At 54.3% G+C, this 17,178-nt stretch carries 16 protein-coding genes; 3 read left to right on the top strand and 13 right to left on the bottom strand.

Going from position 1 to position 17,178, the window contains the following annotated elements:
- Position 1 precedes the first annotated feature (1 nt).
- The 3 genes from NQ556_RS07495 to NQ556_RS07485 form a co-directional block, all read right to left on the bottom strand.
- Positions 2-439: a zinc-ribbon domain-containing protein gene (locus tag NQ556_RS07495; RefSeq protein ID WP_204575928.1), complete on the bottom strand. Its 438-nt coding sequence runs from the start codon at positions 437-439 to the stop codon at positions 2-4.
- Positions 440-545: 106 nt separating this feature from the next.
- Positions 546-1,001, bottom strand: coding sequence for a nucleotide exchange factor GrpE (locus NQ556_RS07490; protein WP_044998668.1), 456 nt, complete (start codon positions 999-1,001; stop codon positions 546-548).
- An 83-nt stretch (positions 1,002-1,084) separates the two neighbouring features.
- Positions 1,085-1,474, bottom strand: a complete 390-nt coding sequence (locus NQ556_RS07485) for a hypothetical protein (RefSeq protein ID WP_147574954.1) — start codon at positions 1,472-1,474, stop codon at positions 1,085-1,087.
- Positions 1,475-1,643: 169 nt separating this feature from the next.
- Here NQ556_RS07485 and NQ556_RS07480 point away from each other — a divergent pair, with 169 nt between their 5' ends.
- The 3 genes from NQ556_RS07480 (at position 1,644) to NQ556_RS07470 (ending at position 3,446) form a co-directional block, all read left to right on the top strand.
- Entirely contained in the window at positions 1,644-2,180 is a 537-nt protein-coding gene (locus NQ556_RS07480) for a hypothetical protein (RefSeq protein ID WP_044998671.1), read from the top strand.
- Positions 2,181-2,333: 153 nt separating this feature from the next.
- The gene (locus tag NQ556_RS07475) at positions 2,334-2,924 is read left to right on the top strand and encodes a hypothetical protein (RefSeq protein ID WP_008370702.1); all 591 of its coding nucleotides are present in this window, start codon (positions 2,334-2,336) and stop codon (positions 2,922-2,924) included.
- A gap of 219 nt (positions 2,925-3,143) precedes the next feature.
- Complete coding sequence (locus NQ556_RS07470) at positions 3,144-3,446, top strand: hypothetical protein (RefSeq protein ID WP_118372735.1); 303 nt, start codon at positions 3,144-3,146, stop codon at positions 3,444-3,446.
- A 766-nt stretch (positions 3,447-4,212) separates the two neighbouring features.
- Here the strand turns inward: NQ556_RS07470 and NQ556_RS07465 are convergent.
- From NQ556_RS07465 to NQ556_RS07420, 10 genes are all read right to left on the bottom strand, one after another.
- Positions 4,213-4,848, bottom strand: coding sequence for a hypothetical protein (locus NQ556_RS07465; protein WP_008370706.1), 636 nt, complete (start codon positions 4,846-4,848; stop codon positions 4,213-4,215).
- Between the two features lie 87 nt (positions 4,849-4,935).
- On the bottom strand, positions 4,936-6,543 hold the full coding sequence (locus NQ556_RS07460; protein WP_204575926.1) for a hypothetical protein: 1,608 nt from the start codon (positions 6,541-6,543) through the stop codon (positions 4,936-4,938).
- A 4-nt stretch (positions 6,544-6,547) separates the two neighbouring features.
- The gene (gene dut, locus NQ556_RS07455) at positions 6,548-6,979 is read right to left on the bottom strand and encodes a dUTP diphosphatase (protein ID WP_044998672.1); all 432 of its coding nucleotides are present in this window, start codon (positions 6,977-6,979) and stop codon (positions 6,548-6,550) included.
- 14 nt (positions 6,980-6,993) lie between these two features.
- Positions 6,994-8,499: an ATP-dependent DNA helicase gene (locus NQ556_RS07450; RefSeq protein WP_008370709.1), complete on the bottom strand. Its 1,506-nt coding sequence runs from the start codon at positions 8,497-8,499 to the stop codon at positions 6,994-6,996.
- A complete protein-coding gene (locus NQ556_RS07445) occupies positions 8,493-8,771 on the bottom strand; it encodes a hypothetical protein (RefSeq protein ID WP_044998673.1) in 279 nt (92 codons plus the stop codon). The genes NQ556_RS07450 and NQ556_RS07445 overlap by 7 nt, the downstream gene beginning before the upstream one ends.
- Positions 8,772-9,227: 456 nt before the next feature.
- Positions 9,228-12,551, bottom strand: a complete 3,324-nt coding sequence (locus NQ556_RS07440; RefSeq protein WP_008370713.1) for a CAP domain-containing protein — start codon at positions 12,549-12,551, stop codon at positions 9,228-9,230.
- 114 nt (positions 12,552-12,665) lie between these two features.
- Complete coding sequence (locus NQ556_RS07435) at positions 12,666-12,878, bottom strand: hypothetical protein (RefSeq protein ID WP_044998675.1); 213 nt, start codon at positions 12,876-12,878, stop codon at positions 12,666-12,668.
- Between the two features lie 233 nt (positions 12,879-13,111).
- The gene (locus tag NQ556_RS07430) at positions 13,112-13,501 is read right to left on the bottom strand and encodes an ASCH domain-containing protein (protein WP_044998676.1); all 390 of its coding nucleotides are present in this window, start codon (positions 13,499-13,501) and stop codon (positions 13,112-13,114) included.
- 172 nt (positions 13,502-13,673) lie between these two features.
- Positions 13,674-15,065 (bottom strand): flotillin family protein, encoded by a 1,392-nt coding sequence (locus NQ556_RS07425; protein ID WP_008370729.1) that lies wholly within the window; start codon positions 15,063-15,065, stop codon positions 13,674-13,676.
- A 1,882-nt stretch (positions 15,066-16,947) separates the two neighbouring features.
- Positions 16,948-17,130, bottom strand: a complete 183-nt coding sequence (locus NQ556_RS07420) for a hypothetical protein (protein ID WP_204575925.1) — start codon at positions 17,128-17,130, stop codon at positions 16,948-16,950.
- Between the last annotated feature and the right edge of the window lie 48 nt (positions 17,131-17,178).

Below are 17,178 nucleotides of genomic sequence, written 5' to 3'. Positions count from 1 at the left end.
ACTACCCTTCCTTTTTGCCATGGCAATAGGGACAGCCTTTCCCTGCCGTCCTTGAATATATGGCAGCCTCCCACTCATGCCCGCACTTTCCCAACCACCACGCCTTCTTGTTGGATTTTCCGGCAATCTGCATCGGGCGAAGCCTACCGTTCTTCGTGGGATGCCATTCGGCGGCCAGGCTTGGATTCACCGTGACGAGGTCGTTAACGCCTTCGACGACATGTCTCTTTGAACAATGGGGACATCCAATTCCCCTGCTCCTATTTCCGATTACCGCCTCCCACTCATGCCCGCACGTTCCTTTCCACCAGACCTTTCGGTTGGATCCGGCAGTCACCTGCGTCGGTAGAAGGCAGTTATTCTTCGTCGGATGCCACTCCGCTGCCAAATCCGGATTGACTGTCGCCAGGTCATTTTGACCGACGATTAGCTTTGCCATTTAGTTGACCTTCCCCTTTAACCTATCTACAGCTCATCGGTTATCGAGCTTAAAAAAGAGTCGCCCGGAAAAGACGACTCTTTAGACCTATCAGCTTGAGATCGCACTACTTCTCTTCTGCTTTGCGAGGTACACGAGTCATCCATTTAGCCATGACAGGCTGTTTGACCGGTTCGCCATCGAGATTCACACCGCTGACAAAAAGCCAACGTTTGGTATACGGTCCGAGAACAGTCCATGCACGCCCGTCCTCACCATACAGAATGTCGCCGAACATAATCGGCTTCCCGTCCGCATCGACAATCTCCCTACGCGCCATCGCGTGGCAGAGCCTACGGAAATTTTTGAAGCGGCGGGATATCTTTTTATATTCGCCTTCAAGCGTGTTGAACTCGTGGCGCAGAGAGTCCAGATCGTTTTGGAGCTTCCCAGCCTCGTCTGCCTGTTCAACCAAAGAATGTAAAGCTTGCTTTGCGGCCTTTTCCGATGAACCGATAAACACACTATCAATTGCAAACTCAATCGAACGGATGTCTTTATCGGTCACTTTCCTTTTGCCCATAGCCACTCCTATCAGCCAGGTTTTATTTATCGTCGAAAGCAATTGTATCACAATACTACGACACCATAATTAGGCACTTGAAATTAGCGCGAACGTTCCAACATGTATTCAGTCAGCCAACGTCGAAAAGCATTGAGAAACGGTTGGCTATTCTGCGTGTCGGCCCATCCACAGAAGCCGATGAAACCGTCAGAGTTAAAGCTTATCGCCTCGCGACCGTTCCACTGGTCAAGACAGTCGATCTTGATATATGCCTTCTCAAGACCGCCTTCCGGCTTCATTTTGCAGCACAGACTGTCAGACTTCCGACGTGGCGTCATGAAGTGCGGGGTCATCCCGGCGCGGTGAGACCTGGCGCACTCGATGGCGATATAGCCCTGGAGGGCATCGAGATCGCAGTGGCGTATATCGTCGTAAGCGAAACCGAGTGACGTGAAAAGCTCGCGGCAGAACGCGGAAGTAAGAACTTGCATGGTGGTGACTTTCTATTTGAGATGGTCGGATGATATTATGATAGCATAATAGGTAATGTACTATCGCACTATTGCGCTGTCACATTAACAACGTTAGCCTTATATGGAGGTTTGTATTGAAAGGAAGCCTGCATTGAGTCGAGACAAGATTGCAGTAAGGAGTCTTACTATGTCCAACGAGAATAAGAACACCAATGTCAAGGAAGAGACGACCTGGACGAACTTCAAGTTCTTCAACAACCAGGTCAAACTCAAGGTCATCGAGAAGGACGACCGTCAGATGTATCTGGCAGATTGCCGCTTCATGCCGGGTTCTGTCGCAAACGGCATCGATCTCGGCGATCAGAACGGCATCTCCGGCCATATGACCGTGTTCCTCACCGAGAAGCAGTATTTCAAGGCTGCTGAGCAGAAAGCTAACGGTGAGCAGATCAATGTCGGACTTCCGAGCACTCAGCTCAAGGACGGTAAGATCGAGGTCAATTTCTACAACCACGAATCTAAGGAAGCACGCACCATTCCCGTAAATCCCTTCGCCGCGTCCAAGGCGAACAAGGCCGCCCGCGATGCTTTCTTCGAGCGCAAGGATGCCGAGCGCGAGCAGGGCAAGAGTCTCGGCGCAAAGACCGCATCCGCCCGCGGCGCGTCCGAAAAGCTGGACGGTCAAAGCCAGGCCACGCCCGCTAAGGACAATCTTGAGCATTAGGTTGTCATCGATTTAGTGCAATCAGACATGCGGTCTGTCGTTCCATTCGGATGGCAGACCGCTTTTTGTGCGGCGTGCAAGCACGCCTATGATCCACTCGTCATGCTCGCTGATTTATAATGATTTACGCTATGGAAGAAAGGAAAGTGACCTATGAAACTTATAACCTATTATCAGACCGGCAAGATCGATGTGTTCGACACCGCCACCTTCACGGCGACCGATCCCTTCAAGAGGGACGGTATGAACCTGATCACGGAATTCGCAATCCGCTTCGACCTGCTTGAAGACAAGAACTCGAATGAGGGCCTTGTCGTCGACGTCTATTGGTACGATGCGAAGATCCATGACAAGGACAATGCCGTGACATCGCTCGACGAGAAGAAGAACGCCACGCTCAACAATGCACTCCTCAAGGCGAGTACCCGCATCCGCCTGATTTCCAAGAGGGAACTCGAGGACGTGGCGAAAATCACCCTTGACGGCGAACTTGTCGAATGGCGCCAGGGCGGCGAGCTCGTCAACGGCGTCAAGTTCTTCAGCCAAGAGCTGCTGTATTTCAGCAACGGACGCAGCGCGTCAATCACGGAGCGTGCCTGCAAGATCAGCCAATTCATCAAGAATGCCAATCCGGAGCTGCCCGATGAGATCATTGCCGGCTGGATGGGCCTGCCTCCGACCGTCCTTGAGACCATGAAACGCGACCAATTGCGCAACGATCAGGTCAGCGAGCAAGACGACTAGGCACACCTCTCCTGTAGAAGAGTGCTATAATTTATTCTACGTTCCTTCCCTATCCAGAACGTTTTGCAGCACAGGGAATAGGCGGCTTGCGCGGTTTCGCGTAGGCCGCCTATTCCTTTCTGTATGATCTTTGAATTTCTGGTTGACTTTCTTTTCTAATACCAAAGTGCTATAATATAAGTGTATAGAACTAGACTTAATTGTATTGGAGGAATTCAAATGGAATGGCTTTTACTTTTTATACTCGGTCCGCCGATTCTCACTCTGATCTTAAGGATCTTGATCTTCATCGTTCGGTACGGTCCGGGCTTCGTCGGTGCGATCTTCGATTTGATCTGCTGTGTGCTCGGGCTCGTCGGCTGCATCATCATGCTCATCATCCGTGGGATCATGGCAGTCTTCCACGGCCTCAAGGTGCTTTTCTTCGGGCACTCCTCACCGCCCCGGAACGCTCATGTCGATTCGTCTGTCTCACCTGATGACATCGAAAAGTTCATCAAGGCGTTCGAAAACAAGATGTAATCAGAAGACCAGGATTAAAGGAATGGTGTCTAATGGTTGAATCCGAAACCGTTTTTTAGAAACTACAGGCCGCATGCATCAGCGGAGTGAAAGTTCCACATCTGATGTCGCTGCCTGTTGTTTCGCATCTGAACGGTAAATACGATCTGTCAATCACCTGTATCAAGAACAAACTTGATCCGATTCTTGCTGAAAAACTTTAAGGCTTGTTTTCGTGTACCTATTGGGTTGTGCGGCTGACAAAAAGTCCATCCGGGTAACGTATGTCATATGTATCCCGAACCTGTTTCATCAACTCGTCTCTCGTGCAGCAATTCGCCTGACAGCTTTCAACGATTTGGTAGCGCAACCACCGGCGTTCTGTGCTCGCATCAGAGCCGCGGTGTTCAATGATCTTAATCTTGACCATCAAATTTAGCAGTCGGTCAAGATCACTTTCCTTTATCGTCGTCACTACTCTCTCTTTCCTCTAAATTCGCAAGCGCTTGCGAATCACCCTGTCGATACCCCTAAAAGTACACAATTAGAAAAGAGTTACGGCAATTCTTTGCATATCTCTTATCCAGATCGTGTTTGTTTGCGAGATCGGTAAATTTCTTCTCTTTTTCATTCCGATCTGTAATGGGTCTGGCATTCTGTACAGACATTTTTTCACCGCTGCGGAATTTGGTTTATCGCAAATACCCCCTCACATTACATGGTGTAACCCGCGCAGCGGAATCCTTTGACAAAGCCCCGGTTGTCTACCGGGGCTTCTTTCTGTCTATTACGATTGCTCTTTCCGCTTGTACGCCGCCAGCTCGCGCTCGACCTGCCTGTCGCCGGTCTCGTTGACCCACCAGGGCCATTTCACCCGGTCGCACGGCTCGTCGACTCCGGCGAACCATTCCCTCAGCTCGTCGAGGCTCACCGGGGAGTGCCCGTTGGCATCGCAACCGACGTCGTAGCGCAGAAGGCCCTGCTTGCGGTTGAACTCGTTGTACGCGCCGCCGCCGCTGTGGATGTGTCCGTGGAGGTGCCACGATCCATGGCCCATACCCTGCCAGTCGGCCATGGGGTAATGGCTCAGGACGATCTTCTGCCCGTCGATCTTGAGCACGCAGATCGGCGGCTCCACGGTGAAGGCGCCAGCGACCGCCGGCTGGGTCCAGTCCTTGTCGTGGTTTCCCGGGACGAGGTGGATGCGCCTGCAGGCGATCCGCTTGCGCAGGGCATAGGCGTCCTGGGCGGTCATCTTGAATGAGAAATCCCCCAGGATGTAGAGCTCGTCGTCCACGGCAACCCTGCCGTTGATGCTGTCGACGATGGCATCGTTCATCTGCCAAATCGTCTCCCACGGGCGGTCGGTGAACTTCAGCACGTTCTCATGCCCGAAATGGGTATCGCTAGTAAACCAGATCATATTTCCCTACCTCCCTTTTGCATTATGTATGATTTACAAAATCAATCATACCACGGTACTACCATATAATGCAATCAAACCCAGATCTCATTTCAGCCTGTATAGGCAATACCGGGAAGTACTTACAATCTTCTCGCTTCCCCTAACTTCTTTTTCAAATAGTCGCTGCTCATCCTTTCGAATGATAGCCACATCCCAATATCCGTCATCAAGCGTCTTGAAGCTTTTTGCATTCACGACATCGACATAGCGCTTGTAATCATCATGGGTACGCTCGCCGGCAATTGCCTTAGCCCAGATTTCGGGTCGCATATCGTAGCTTACCTTTATGTCTTCCCACTCAAAATAATTCATCAAGGTATCGTCGCTGGAGAAAATGCGTGCATCCGTACCCTTTAGTGCGTCGACAATCGGTGCCGTTTCTTGATCGAATGCCGACCACCCAGACGCCGTCGTGCCATCCAAAGAACTGGCCGCTTCCGAGGCGTTTAAAACCGAGGTCGCCAACAGCACTCCTATAAACAGGACGGGCATCAGCCGTATCGCGCTGCCCTCTTCCTCGCGTTCGATGCCGGTTCTGCCAATGCCGCACAGATAGGCGCAAACAACAAAAGAAACCGTCCAGGCAATCCAAAAACACCGGATTTTCAGAACGCCCATCACCATCGCCGCAATCCAAAATGCAAGCACGCCGGTGTTCGGAACCTTTCCTTTAATGATTGCGATGGCAACGGGAATGACGATACACACCATCGTGCAGACGATGCCATAGGAATCATTCGGACTTGAGATAAATGGACGCATCTCGCTAATGACATTGCCGTAGGACGCGGCTCCCATAGAGAGCACTGTGTAGATCGCCCCGCCGAATCCGTAGGGATTGAAAAGTGAGGCTATGCACATCAAGAGACACGCCCTCAATAGAGGAATTCGATAGGTGTACCAGGCGACCATGTCGGTCTTAAACGTCTTGATATGCAGTTCCCCTATTTCCGGTAAAAGGAAAGACAGGCACGCCGCCAAACATAGGGGCCACATCGCCGCCTGAAGATTCACCTGAAGCAAGGTGACTGCCGGAAGAAGCCAAAGTGCCCGAACGTTACCGTCCTCGTGCCATGCAAAGAGGATATTCAACGTCACGAACAGGCAACCGGCAGACCACAAGGTAGGCCGTATCGAGATGTAGGTAAACATATAAAAGAAACCGACCGCATACAGCAGCCAAGTGATCCCTTGGTGTCGGCAACCTCTCGTCAGCCTTTCAATTAAAAAATAATAGGCGATGGCCGCTATCGCCAGCGGAACCACCACCGATGTGGCGACGCCGGTATAGCCCGCAAGGGAATACCAGCCATAAAGCCATACATCGTGCAGCCATTGCTGGACAATAATGCCCTGCCCGGAATCCAGTGACCACGGGTTCTCGAAGGGAATCCCGTTGTGCACAATCTCACGTCCCGTTGCCAAAAGGAACCAGCCGTCCGTGTCCAACGTCCCGTCTATACGGATATATCCCGTAAACCACGCAACAAAAATCGATACCATTGCCGCAGTGATGTACGAAAGCATGCGCAACGGGCGTATGCTATCCCCGCTGTCCGATTTCTCGGTATGCACTCGGTCCAACACCATATACCTCTCCACCTCTCGCCAAGCAAAACGGGCTCCTTGAAAGAAGCCCGTCATTTCAACCATTTGCCTACTGGGCACCCGTACTGCCGAACCCGCCTGTCCCGCGATCGCTTTCAGGAAGTTCGTCAACCTGGACAAACGTTGCATGGACGCATGGGATAATGAGCAATTGAGCGATACGGTCCCCGGGGTTGATCGTGTAGGGGCGCCTTCCGATGTTCACCAACTTCGCCTTTACGGGACCCCGATAGCACGAATCGATAATTCCAAGAGAGTTCGCAAGCATCAGACCATGCTTGCAGGCAAGGCTGGAGCGGATCGCCAACGCACCGAAATAGCCCTCAGGAATGGCGACCTCGATTCCGGTATTGAAAAAGGTCGATTCGCGCGGCTGGAGCGTCACCGGCTCCGGAATATCGGCGCGTAGATCGGCGCCAGCGTCCGTCGGGTGAACACGGACGGGCAGAAACCCCTCTTTTGCGACAGTCTCGATTTGCATTGAAATACCTTTCCCTAAAACTGATTCCACGTGGATTGATAGTCCCTGCCGGGTGCGTCTTCGCGCTCCCATGGAAGAGCCTCCTCGACAGCTGAGTTGACGGGCGCGGCCTGCTTTTCGGCAGCCTTCTCCTTCTCCAGAAGGTCGGCGATATAGGCCTTGACCTGCTCGCTGAACCGCTGTGGGCACTCCAGTTGGACTGTGCCCTCACTCGCCTTCTTCTCCATACGCGCATAGAAGTCAATGACTTCGCGACTCGCATGGAGTCGGTTCTTCTCCATCTTCGGGAAGATGGTAAGCCCCTCGATGTTGGAGCAACGGGACAGACCGACGTAGAGTTGCCCGGCGGCGAAGGTCTTCGTGTGGACGGTGCAGCGATCGAAGGTAAGACCCTGGGACTTATGGATGGTGATGGCGTAGGCAAGCTTGAGGGGAATTTGCGTGAACTCACCTACCGTGTCAGAAGTCACTTTGTTTTTCGTTTTGCCCTTCGGGTCGACGAACTCCTCGACAACCGATTTGAGGATCTTCCACGTGTGAGCCTCAATCTTCACCGGCTCGTCAGGATTGGCATCAAAGGCGACCGTCACGCTCGTCTTGGTGCATTTCACGACCGTGCCCTGCGAGCCGTTGACATATTTACCCTCGGGGTCGTTGACGAGCGACATGACGCGGGCACCGGCGCATAGGGTGATCTTATCGTCGGCCGCGCGATCTCCCTTGTTCACCTTTCCCGTCGCGCTGGCCTGATAGGTGTATTTCTTCCCGCTCAGCTCCGACACGCTCTCCGTATTGATATTCGATGCAAGCCTGTTGTTCGAGCATAGGAACAGGGCATCCTTGGGCGCGTATTTGCGATCCGATACGGAATGCTCGTTGAAATACGGGATGCATGACTCATCGCCGTTACGCGCGAGATTCAGGTTCCCGATGTACTCCGGATCGTCCTGGCGCACGACCTTCTTCAGGATGTGCGGCTCGAAGTCGAATCCGTCCCAGTAATCGGATTCAAACGCCCAACCCTCGAAATTGCCGGGGTACAGCTTCATGAGGATCGCACGGTCATCTTCCGTGATGACCGGGGGAAGCTGGAAGAAATCACCGACGAGCACGACCTGCTTTCGACCGGACGAGACCTGCGCATCAGAGATCATGCGCATGACGTAATCGAAAAGGTCGATGCGGCACATCGAGATCTCATCGATGATGATGACCTCCGCGACCGTCAGGACCTTGCGGGGACGAATCTTCTCGAACGGGTTGCATACGCCGGCGCTCACCTGCAGAGTACGGTGGATGGTCGAGCCATTGTGCATGTTGAGCGCCGCGATACCCGTCGGCGCCATCGCCGTGTAGGGAACGCTACGGGCCTCAAGGTCATCGATGAACCGGTTGAGCACATAGCTCTTGCCCGTGCCGGCGTTACCGGAAAGGAAGACGTTACGCCCCTCCTTCAGGGCAATGTAGGCGTCCCGCTGGTCTTCGGTCAGACCCTCCAGCTCAGTCTCATCGATTACCATTTCACTTTCACTTCCCCACTGGCGATCTGCGCATACGTCACGGTGATGCGATGCTGCTTGTTCCTACGTGTCGGCAACGTCGAACAAACCAGGAAATTACTGCTCGCCGACTCAAAGCAGACATCAACCTCAACCTTATCGAGACCTTCAGCCTTCTGGCGGCGCGTCGGAGGAAGAAGGACCTTCCCCTTCTTTCCCGTGTGGGCCATCGCCGCCGCACGGATCCTCTCACGGCCCTTGCTGCCGTAGGTCTCCTGCTCATACTCGAACATCGGTATCACTTTCCCCTTTTGTACGTCGGTCTTTTTGATGTAGTAGGATTATACCACAATACCATACTGTTTGTACTTAAAAAAGCCCTGCGTCGGCACCGGGACGTCGATAACCAGAACGAAAGCCTCGTTTGTCTGTGTGCCAGAAAAAGCGAAGTTCAAGCTCTGAATGGCGGTTTAGCCTATGAGTTGAAAGAACCCATAGGTCCTCATTTTCGATATTTTATTGCCTGCTTCGCGCTTCTGCGGAAAAGGGAAAATCGTCACCACAGATTACCGTCAATCGTCCCAATGAATCATCGTCAATTGTCCCAACGACGCAGGTAAACCATATGATTTTAAGGGCGCTGCGGAAGCTGGGAAATGGACGGTCAAGACGCAAACCGTGGCTGGCAAGACGAAAAAAGGGAATCCCTTTTGCGGGATTCCCCTTTCCGAGTCGTTATGCGATTTGCACTACATCTGCTCGCGGCGCTTCTTTTGATCGAGGAAGACGCCGGCTGCCACGAGGACGGTACCGCCGATGACGAACGTCTCGCCGATGAGTCCCGCGCGGTCACCGGTCTGGGCGAGGTTGCCGGGCTGGGCGGTATCCGTGCCGGCGAGGTGCTTCGGGGTGTATGCCGCCTGCTGCTTTGCCGCCTCCTCTGCCTCCTGTCGTGCGATCTCATCGGAAAGCTTCTGCTCCGCTGCGATGCGGTCGGACTTCGCCTGCTCGTAGGCGGCGAGTGCCGCATCATAGCCGGACTGGAGCCCGTCCACCGCGGCCTGCTTCTCGTCCAGGATGGCCTTGGCAGGAGCGACCTTGGCACGTGCCTCGACTGCTGCGGCGAAAAGCGCGTTGAGGGCGTCATCCGCGTTCACATCATGGCCGGAAGCGATCGCCGCGCCGGCATCGATGGAGTTCAGCTTCGACAGCTTGGCGTCTGCCTGCGCCTTTGCCTGCTCGGCGGCGGAGACCAGGGACTCGGCGGCGATGGCATCCGCCTTCGCGGCATCGAGCGCGGCCTTGGTGTCATTGACGGCCTTTACTGCATCCTGCTCGCGCTGCTGTGTCTCTGCGAGCTTCGCGGCAAGACCGGTGAGGATGTCGAGGTTCGACTGTGCGCCCACAAGATCGGTCTGGGAGCCGGTGAGCCTGTCGGCGGCAACGCCGGTGTCGGCCTTTGCGGCATCGACGGCACGCTGGGCATCCGCGAGGGCGCGTGCGGTGCCGTTCGCCTTTTGCTTGGCGGCTGCGAGGACTGCCGCCTTCTCGGCCTGGTCGGCTGCCGCCGCGTCATGGACGCTCTTTGCGGTATCGACCGCCTTCTTGGCGTCGGCGACGTCCTGGAAGAACTTCGCGAGGTCGGCGTTCGCATCGTCTACGCCCTGCTGCTTAGCAGCGGTGTCCGCCTTGGCGGAATCCAACTTAGACTGTGCGGTCATTACGGCTGCGTTGGCAGCATCAAAGGCGACCTGCTTCTGCTGGACGGTCGACTTTGCCGTATCGACTGCCGCGTTGGCGGCATCGAGGTCCGATTTCGCCGCATCAAGCTCGGTCTGGGCATCCGTGACGCCCTGCTGCTTGGCGGCGACATCAGCCTTGGTGGCATCGACGGCACGCTGGGCATCGGCAACACCCTGCTTTGCGGCATCGACACCTGCCTGTGCGGAATCCACCGCGACCTGCTTCTGCTGGACGGTTGTGGCGGCGCCGGCGGCTGCCTGCTTCTTGGATGCGAGATCGGCCTTGGCTACGTCGAGTGCGCTCTTGGCGCTCTTCAGGCCGTTGATGTAGGAGGTCAGATTCTGCTCGTACTCGTCGACGGACATGGGATTCATGTTCCAGCCTGAACCTGCCCAACCAAGGTTTGCGGTATCGAGGCTGTCGGTCTGCCAGCCGTTCAAGGTTCCCTTGCTGCAGACTGCCATGCCCATATAGCCGATTTCGGGGCTGATGACATGCAGGTAGTGACCGACGGTTGCGGGATATCCGGCAACCTTGAAGTGCTGGTTGACATAGGATTCAATCCCGCTATGCGTCTTGTAGAAATCTACGGCATCCTTACCGGTTAGACCGGTGACGCCATAGAGCTCCTGAACCGCCTGATCGAAGAAAGCCTTTTCTTGGTCAACCCACTGCGGTTTCGGATCGGTTCCATAATTCCATGCGAGGTTTTCGGTCGTATCGAACTGCATGGAATGTCCAAACTTGACATCGGAATAGTTTGCGTTGGCTATCGCCGCTGCAATGAGCTTATAGGTGACCTGGAGTTCGGAGAGACCGACGGACTTGCGATACTCGTTGATGGACTTCATGTACGGGATTGCCGCGAGCATGCTGTCGAGACTGGTCGCATCGAGGCTGTTTCCGACCTCGGTGTAGTCCTTGTGTGTACAGTTCTGGATGATCTCGATGGCTGAATCGGCACCCATGGCCTTGAAGAAGCCGATGGCTCCCTGCTTTAGCTGCGCATCGGCGGAGTCGAGTTTCGCCTGTGCCTCGTCGACCTTCTGCTGGGCGGCGGTCACGGCCGCGTCAGCGGTATCCTTTGCGGTCTTGGCGTTCGTAAGCTCTACGTCGGCGGCTGCCTTGGCGGACTCGGCGTCCTTGACAGCCTGCTTCGCGGCATCCAGCTTGGCGATGGCATCGGCGTTCGCCTGCTTGGCCGCATCGAGGTCGGAGTTCGCGGCATCGAGTGCGGACTGGGCGTCGTTCACGCCGGACGCGGCATCGACCGCGGCCTGCTGCTTTACGGAGAGAGCCGCCTGGGCATCATTTAGCTCGGTCTGTGCCGTTGCCGCGGCGGACTGCACCTGCTCGAGCTCGGACTCGCACTGGGACTGTGCCGCTTGTGCGGCGGCGAGGGTTGCCTCCGCGTCCGCGACCTTCTGTTTTGCCGCATCGTACTCCGGACCGCTGGCGCCTGCCTCCGCTGCGGCGAGGTCTGCTTTCGCCTTCTCGTAGGCGGCGCTGGCGGCTGCGGCCTTCGCATCCGCCGCGTCCTTGTTCTGCTGGGCTGCGGCGAGGACGGCGTCGGCGGAATCCTTTGCAGACTGGGCCGCAACCAGCTTGGACTGGGCATCGGCAAGCGTCGCGTTGGCGTTGGCGAGGCCGGCCTGTGCCCTTTCCACGGCAGCCTGGGCGTCGCGCACGGCCTGTTCGGCGGCACTGATTGCCTCCGGGGTGGCGCTTACGGCATCTGCCTTGGCCTTATCGAGGGCGTCCTTGGCATCCTGGGCCGCCTTGAGGGCGGACTGGTACGCTTCGTCCTTCTCGGACGCATCGGCCTTGGCGTCTGCGAGACCTGCCTTCGCCTGCTCGAGGTCCTTGCCGGCGGCATCGGCGGCGTCCTTGCCCTCCGCGACCTGACGGGCGTACTCGTCCATTGCCGCTCGGTCGGCTGCCGTGCCGGCGCTGACTGCCGAATCGTAGGATGCCTTGGCCTGGTCGCGGGCGGAAGCCGCCTCGTTGTAGGGACCGGCGGCCTCATCGTAGGCTGCCTTGGCGGCGTCCTCCTTCGCCTTCGCCTCGTTGACTGCCTTCTGCAGGTCCGCGATGGTCTGTGCGGCGGATTTCGCGCCGGTACCGGATGCCGCGCCGGCGTGGGCGGCGATCGGCGACATCACGGCGGGGTGCTGTGTGCCCCCGTCACCGGTCTGGGCGAATGCCGTGAACGGTGAGATGAGGCTCGATCCGGTCATGGCGGCCATGGTCGCCGCGGTGACGGTCAGACGTGCGATCCCCTTCGGGGCGTGAAACTTTTTGCTTGGCAGTGCGTGTTTCTTCTCGTACATGAATCTTTCGTCCTTTCTGTGAAACGTGCTGTCAACTATAGCGGATGACAGCCAATTTCGTTTAGTAACGCCCTGTTTTCTTGACGTGTATCAGTATACCACGATACTAGAGTACTACCTCTGAGAATCTTCTGAAATTTCGTCTGCCCAGTACCAATGATGCCCCTTCGCCTTGCGTCCTGTGGTAATCGCCCGTTTGATCCCACTCCCCGCATATCCGTATGCAGACATACTCGCCGCGGCGATACTGTCGAAGATCTTCCCGTCATCGCGACGGACCCGTTTCTTACCGCCTCCAAGCCCTGCGTAGATGTCGATATCGCTCATGGACGTTCCTTCCAATAGCTGCATGTATTGCCATGTCCGGTTTCAAAGGCATGTCCCTCTCCACGCCTGACGCACAGATATTGAACCTGGATGTCCTCCGGTCTATGACGCTTGTCGCGAACATGGGGATTCTGAATGCAGTGTGCACACAGGCTGCAGACCCTTTTCTCTCGTGCCTGTTCTTTCTGAAATCCTCGGTCTGATACGCGAAGATCGTTATCGGAAACCATAGCTCATCCTTTCATTGGCAAGTCGAGTTCGGATCGTACATAGCAAAACGATTGGGGCGGCCGTTTCAGTTCAGGATTCAAGGTTTGCAGCTCAAGCGAATCCTTGAACGGAACAACTGAATAGATACGGATGGCAACGGCCTTATCGCACCCCTCGTAATATCCAAAGAACCTGTCAGCCGTCAAGCCGCTATGGGTCTTCGAATACGTCCACACGGCCTCCGGAGACGCCTGTAGTATCGACCAATCGGCGATAATGCCCGTCACCTTCTGGACCGGTGCCGTCTCATACAGGAGAATCGGCAAATCAACCAGTTTTGGAGCCCTCTTTCGATATTCGAAGCGCTTCCTTTCTGTATATATCAGATCGGCATAATGCGGCTTGATCGACATTAGGATATATTCTCTCGAAAGCCCATTTATGTGTAATATCATGATACCAGTATATTAAATAGCTCTGTTCCTTACAACTGCGCCGCAATTTTTTTCTGAGTCACAGTAAAAAAGGCACCCTGCATTTTTTTGCAGGATGCCTTGACTAAATCATTGCGAAATCGCGTTTAAATTACGATTGGCTGCTGTCATCACGAGGCTGAAATGGATGATGGAACGAGCTAAGCAGCTCGGTAAGATCGATGCCAGTTGCATCCTTGAGACCGCTGGTCACCTGATCGACCATGCCGGTCGTGTCACGGACGAGCTTCGTGGCGTTACCATCGCCATACATCTTAATGGAGTCGACAGACGCAAGCGGTTTGGCGACTGCCTCGGCAACCTCCGGCATAACATCGATGTAGCGATTGGCGAGAAGGTAGGCGTTCTCCATACCATTGTATGCTTCCGTCTGGGCCTTGATGCCGGCGGCGACACCCTCGCCATGTGCCTTCTCAGCGGCGCCGTCGGCCTCGCCCTTAAGGCGCGTCGCCTCTGCCTCAGCCTTTGCCTTGGCCGAGACGCCTTCAGCTGTCTTCTGGGCACTGTAGAGATCGGCGTCAGACTTATTCTGTGCCTCGACCTTGGCAGCCTCGGCATTCTTGGTGCGTGTGTAGAGCTCGGCATCCGCTTTCTGCTCTGCAGCATAGCGGTCAGCTTCGGCCTGCTTGCGGACCGTGGCATCCAGCTCGCGCTCCTTCACGGCAACCTGTCGCTCGGCGAGTTCGACCTTCTTGGTCTCGGCTGCGATCTGCGCCTCCTGCTGTGCGACATAAAGCTCACGCTGCTTTTCGGCCGTCACGGTCTGCTTGACCATATCTGCCTCGGCTGCGGCCTTGTCGGCGGTCTTCTTCAGCTCCGCCTTCTTCAAATCAAGCTGGTTCTGGCGCTCGGCGACCTCCTGCTCCGCCCTGATCTGGGCGAGCTCCGCTTCCTTCTTGATCTCAGCTGCCTGGTCGGCGCCCATCGAGCGGATAATCCCCTGCGAATCGGAGAAATCCTGGACGTTGAACGTGCGGAGCTCAAGACCGAGATTCGCAAGATCGTCACGCGAACCCTCGAATACCTTATGGTTAAAGGACTCACGGTCACGCATGAGCTCCTTCAGGTCCATCTGACCGATAACCTCACGCATCTTTCCGAGCATCACCTCGGTGACCTGACGGGTCATCTCCTCCTTGTTCATATTCAAATAGTTCTTGGAAGCAATCTCAATCAGCTCGGGCGTCTGGCCGATCTGAAAATTCGCCACGGCGCAAGCATGAATCAGAATCGCGTCCTGGGTCGGAATGTCATTCTCGGTCGTGAGCTGAACTTGAACTGCGCCGAGCGCCAACGTGTCCACACGCTGCAGTCCGGGGATAACGAATGTGCCCTTTCCGGACACGCTGCGCGTCTGCCCGAATCCAGATACAATCATCAGTTTGTCCGGCGGGCACTTCCTCCAACAGGACTCGAACACGACGATCACCATGATCACGATTAGAAGCGGTCCGAGCAGAGGACCAAACAAATCAAAAAGCATCTTTTTCCCTTTCTGTTGATGCTTTGGTAAACCGGACCATTATACCATAATACCGAAATATGGCGCTGAAAAAAGGTCACCCAAACGGATGACCTTTGCAAACGGTCGCGTTTCGCCATCGTCACTTAAGGAATGGTGAACCGCATATATATAGTTACATGCGGACTCAAAAACTTCAGGGACTTTCAAAAGCAAGCGGAACGTTGACCTTTTCGTTGTTCTTTCTGCATTACGACTTGGTTTACGGTGCCTCCGAAACGAATGGAACGCACTGCGCTTATCTGTAATTGGTGAGCTACTGTTTGGTTTGCGGTACCACCGAAACTAAATATACGTTCGATGGCAGAGGTAAATGGGTGAACTGCTACTTGGATTACGGTACCGCCGAAACCCTCGACCCAGCACGATCTTGTGAAGGCCCGGTGAACTATTGCTTGGATTACGGTATCTACGAAACTGAACAGGCTTTTTATCAAAGAATTCAAAGGGTGAACTACTGCTTGGGTTACGGCAACTCCGAAACAAAAGGTAGCCCTTAGCTCGAATAACGTGAGGTGAACTACTGCTTGGTTTGCGGTACTTCCGAAACGCTTAAAGGACCCAAGCCGCCAAGCTAATGGGTGAACTACTACTTAGTCTACGGTATTTCCGAAACGCGTAGCGCTCGGACGAAACGCCTTTCTGCGGCGAACTACTACTTGGATTACTATACGTCCGAAATACCGGCACCGACGGACGCATTACCTGCAAGGGTGAACTATTGCTTGATTTACGATGCCTCCGAAACAGCCGCTGATGGTGTTGAAGATGTTCGCCTGGTGAACTATTACTTGGGTTACGGCAACTCCGAAACCAAAGCTCGCTGCGTGGTCAGCATGCCGTGAGGTGAACTACTACCTGGATTACCGTACCTCCGAAACCGATGTACTCCTAAAGTGCCAGGATCACGTGATGGGCTACTACCTGGATTACCGTATCTCCGAAACACAGAGGTTAGAAAGATTGACATTTCTTCGGGTGAACTATTGTTTGGGTTACGGTATTTTCGAAACTAAGTGCTCCTCTAGCTGGGCAAAGCCCGTGGTGAGCTACTGTTTGGTTTGCGGTACTTCCGAAACAAGGCCCAGAAGCTCGCCAAGGCCGGCAAGGGTGAACTACTACCTGGGCTACGGTACATCCGAAACGCACGCCTACGTCACTGCTCGCGACATTGCGGTGAACTACTGCTTGGTTTGCGGTACTTCCGAAACAGAGGCAGAGTAACCTGGATTCTTTTCTTGGTGAGCTACTTCTTGATTTACGGTAGTTCAGAAACCTCGAGCTAACTGTAGTTTCGCTTGGTTTTGGTGAACTACTACCTGGATTACGGTACCTCCGAAACAAAGCCCAGAAGCTCGCCAAGGCCGGCAAGGGTGAACTACTATTTGGATTACGGTATTTCCGAAACTAAGCACTTGGGGGGCCGGTTTTTATGACTGATGAACTACTGTTTGATTTACGGTACCTCCGAAACCGACGACGGATATCCTCGACCGCGTGTCCTGGTGAACTACTACTTGGTTTGCGGTACTTCCGAAACTGAGCACTAGTTTTGTGCCCATTAAATCAGGTCTTAACTAATTACAAATAAAAGAAATTCCTGTTCTCAACAGGAAAAATGGTGAATATCGCCATGCAATTCAAGCTGAATAAAATCTCTCAAATACCAGCCGAGATTTTCAAAAAAATCGGTAAAAATCACCGTTTTGAGCCTATTTTCTAGGAGATTTTTAAAAATCTCCTGATGCGCTGTGCACATTTCTCCGTGCTTTTAATGCGCATGAAGCCAATCAATTTTATCTTTTCAAAGAGCATGTACATAGTATCAGAGTATCAAAGTACTTCAAGACACCAATTTGAACAGTATTTCAACTTTGTCAAACAGCTGACACTCCCCGTAGTTGAAACCAGGGGTTTTACGAAGGTTTTGATAATCAGTCAGGAAAACACCGTGAGCATCAAGAAGAATCGTGTCGTATCCATCGAGGCGGAGTTTTGCCGGTTGTTCAGATGTCTGATTCTGCACAACCATGTCCCCCGCCTCGTACCTCATCTTCCGCGCATGCTCGATATA

The organism is Coprococcus comes ATCC 27758 (assembly GCF_025149785.1).
In the GTDB taxonomy this organism is placed as follows: domain Bacteria; phylum Bacillota; class Clostridia; order Lachnospirales; family Lachnospiraceae; genus Allocoprococcus; species Allocoprococcus comes.
Note: the sequence above shows the minus strand (reverse complement) of the source record. Positions and strands in the feature narration are given on the sequence as shown.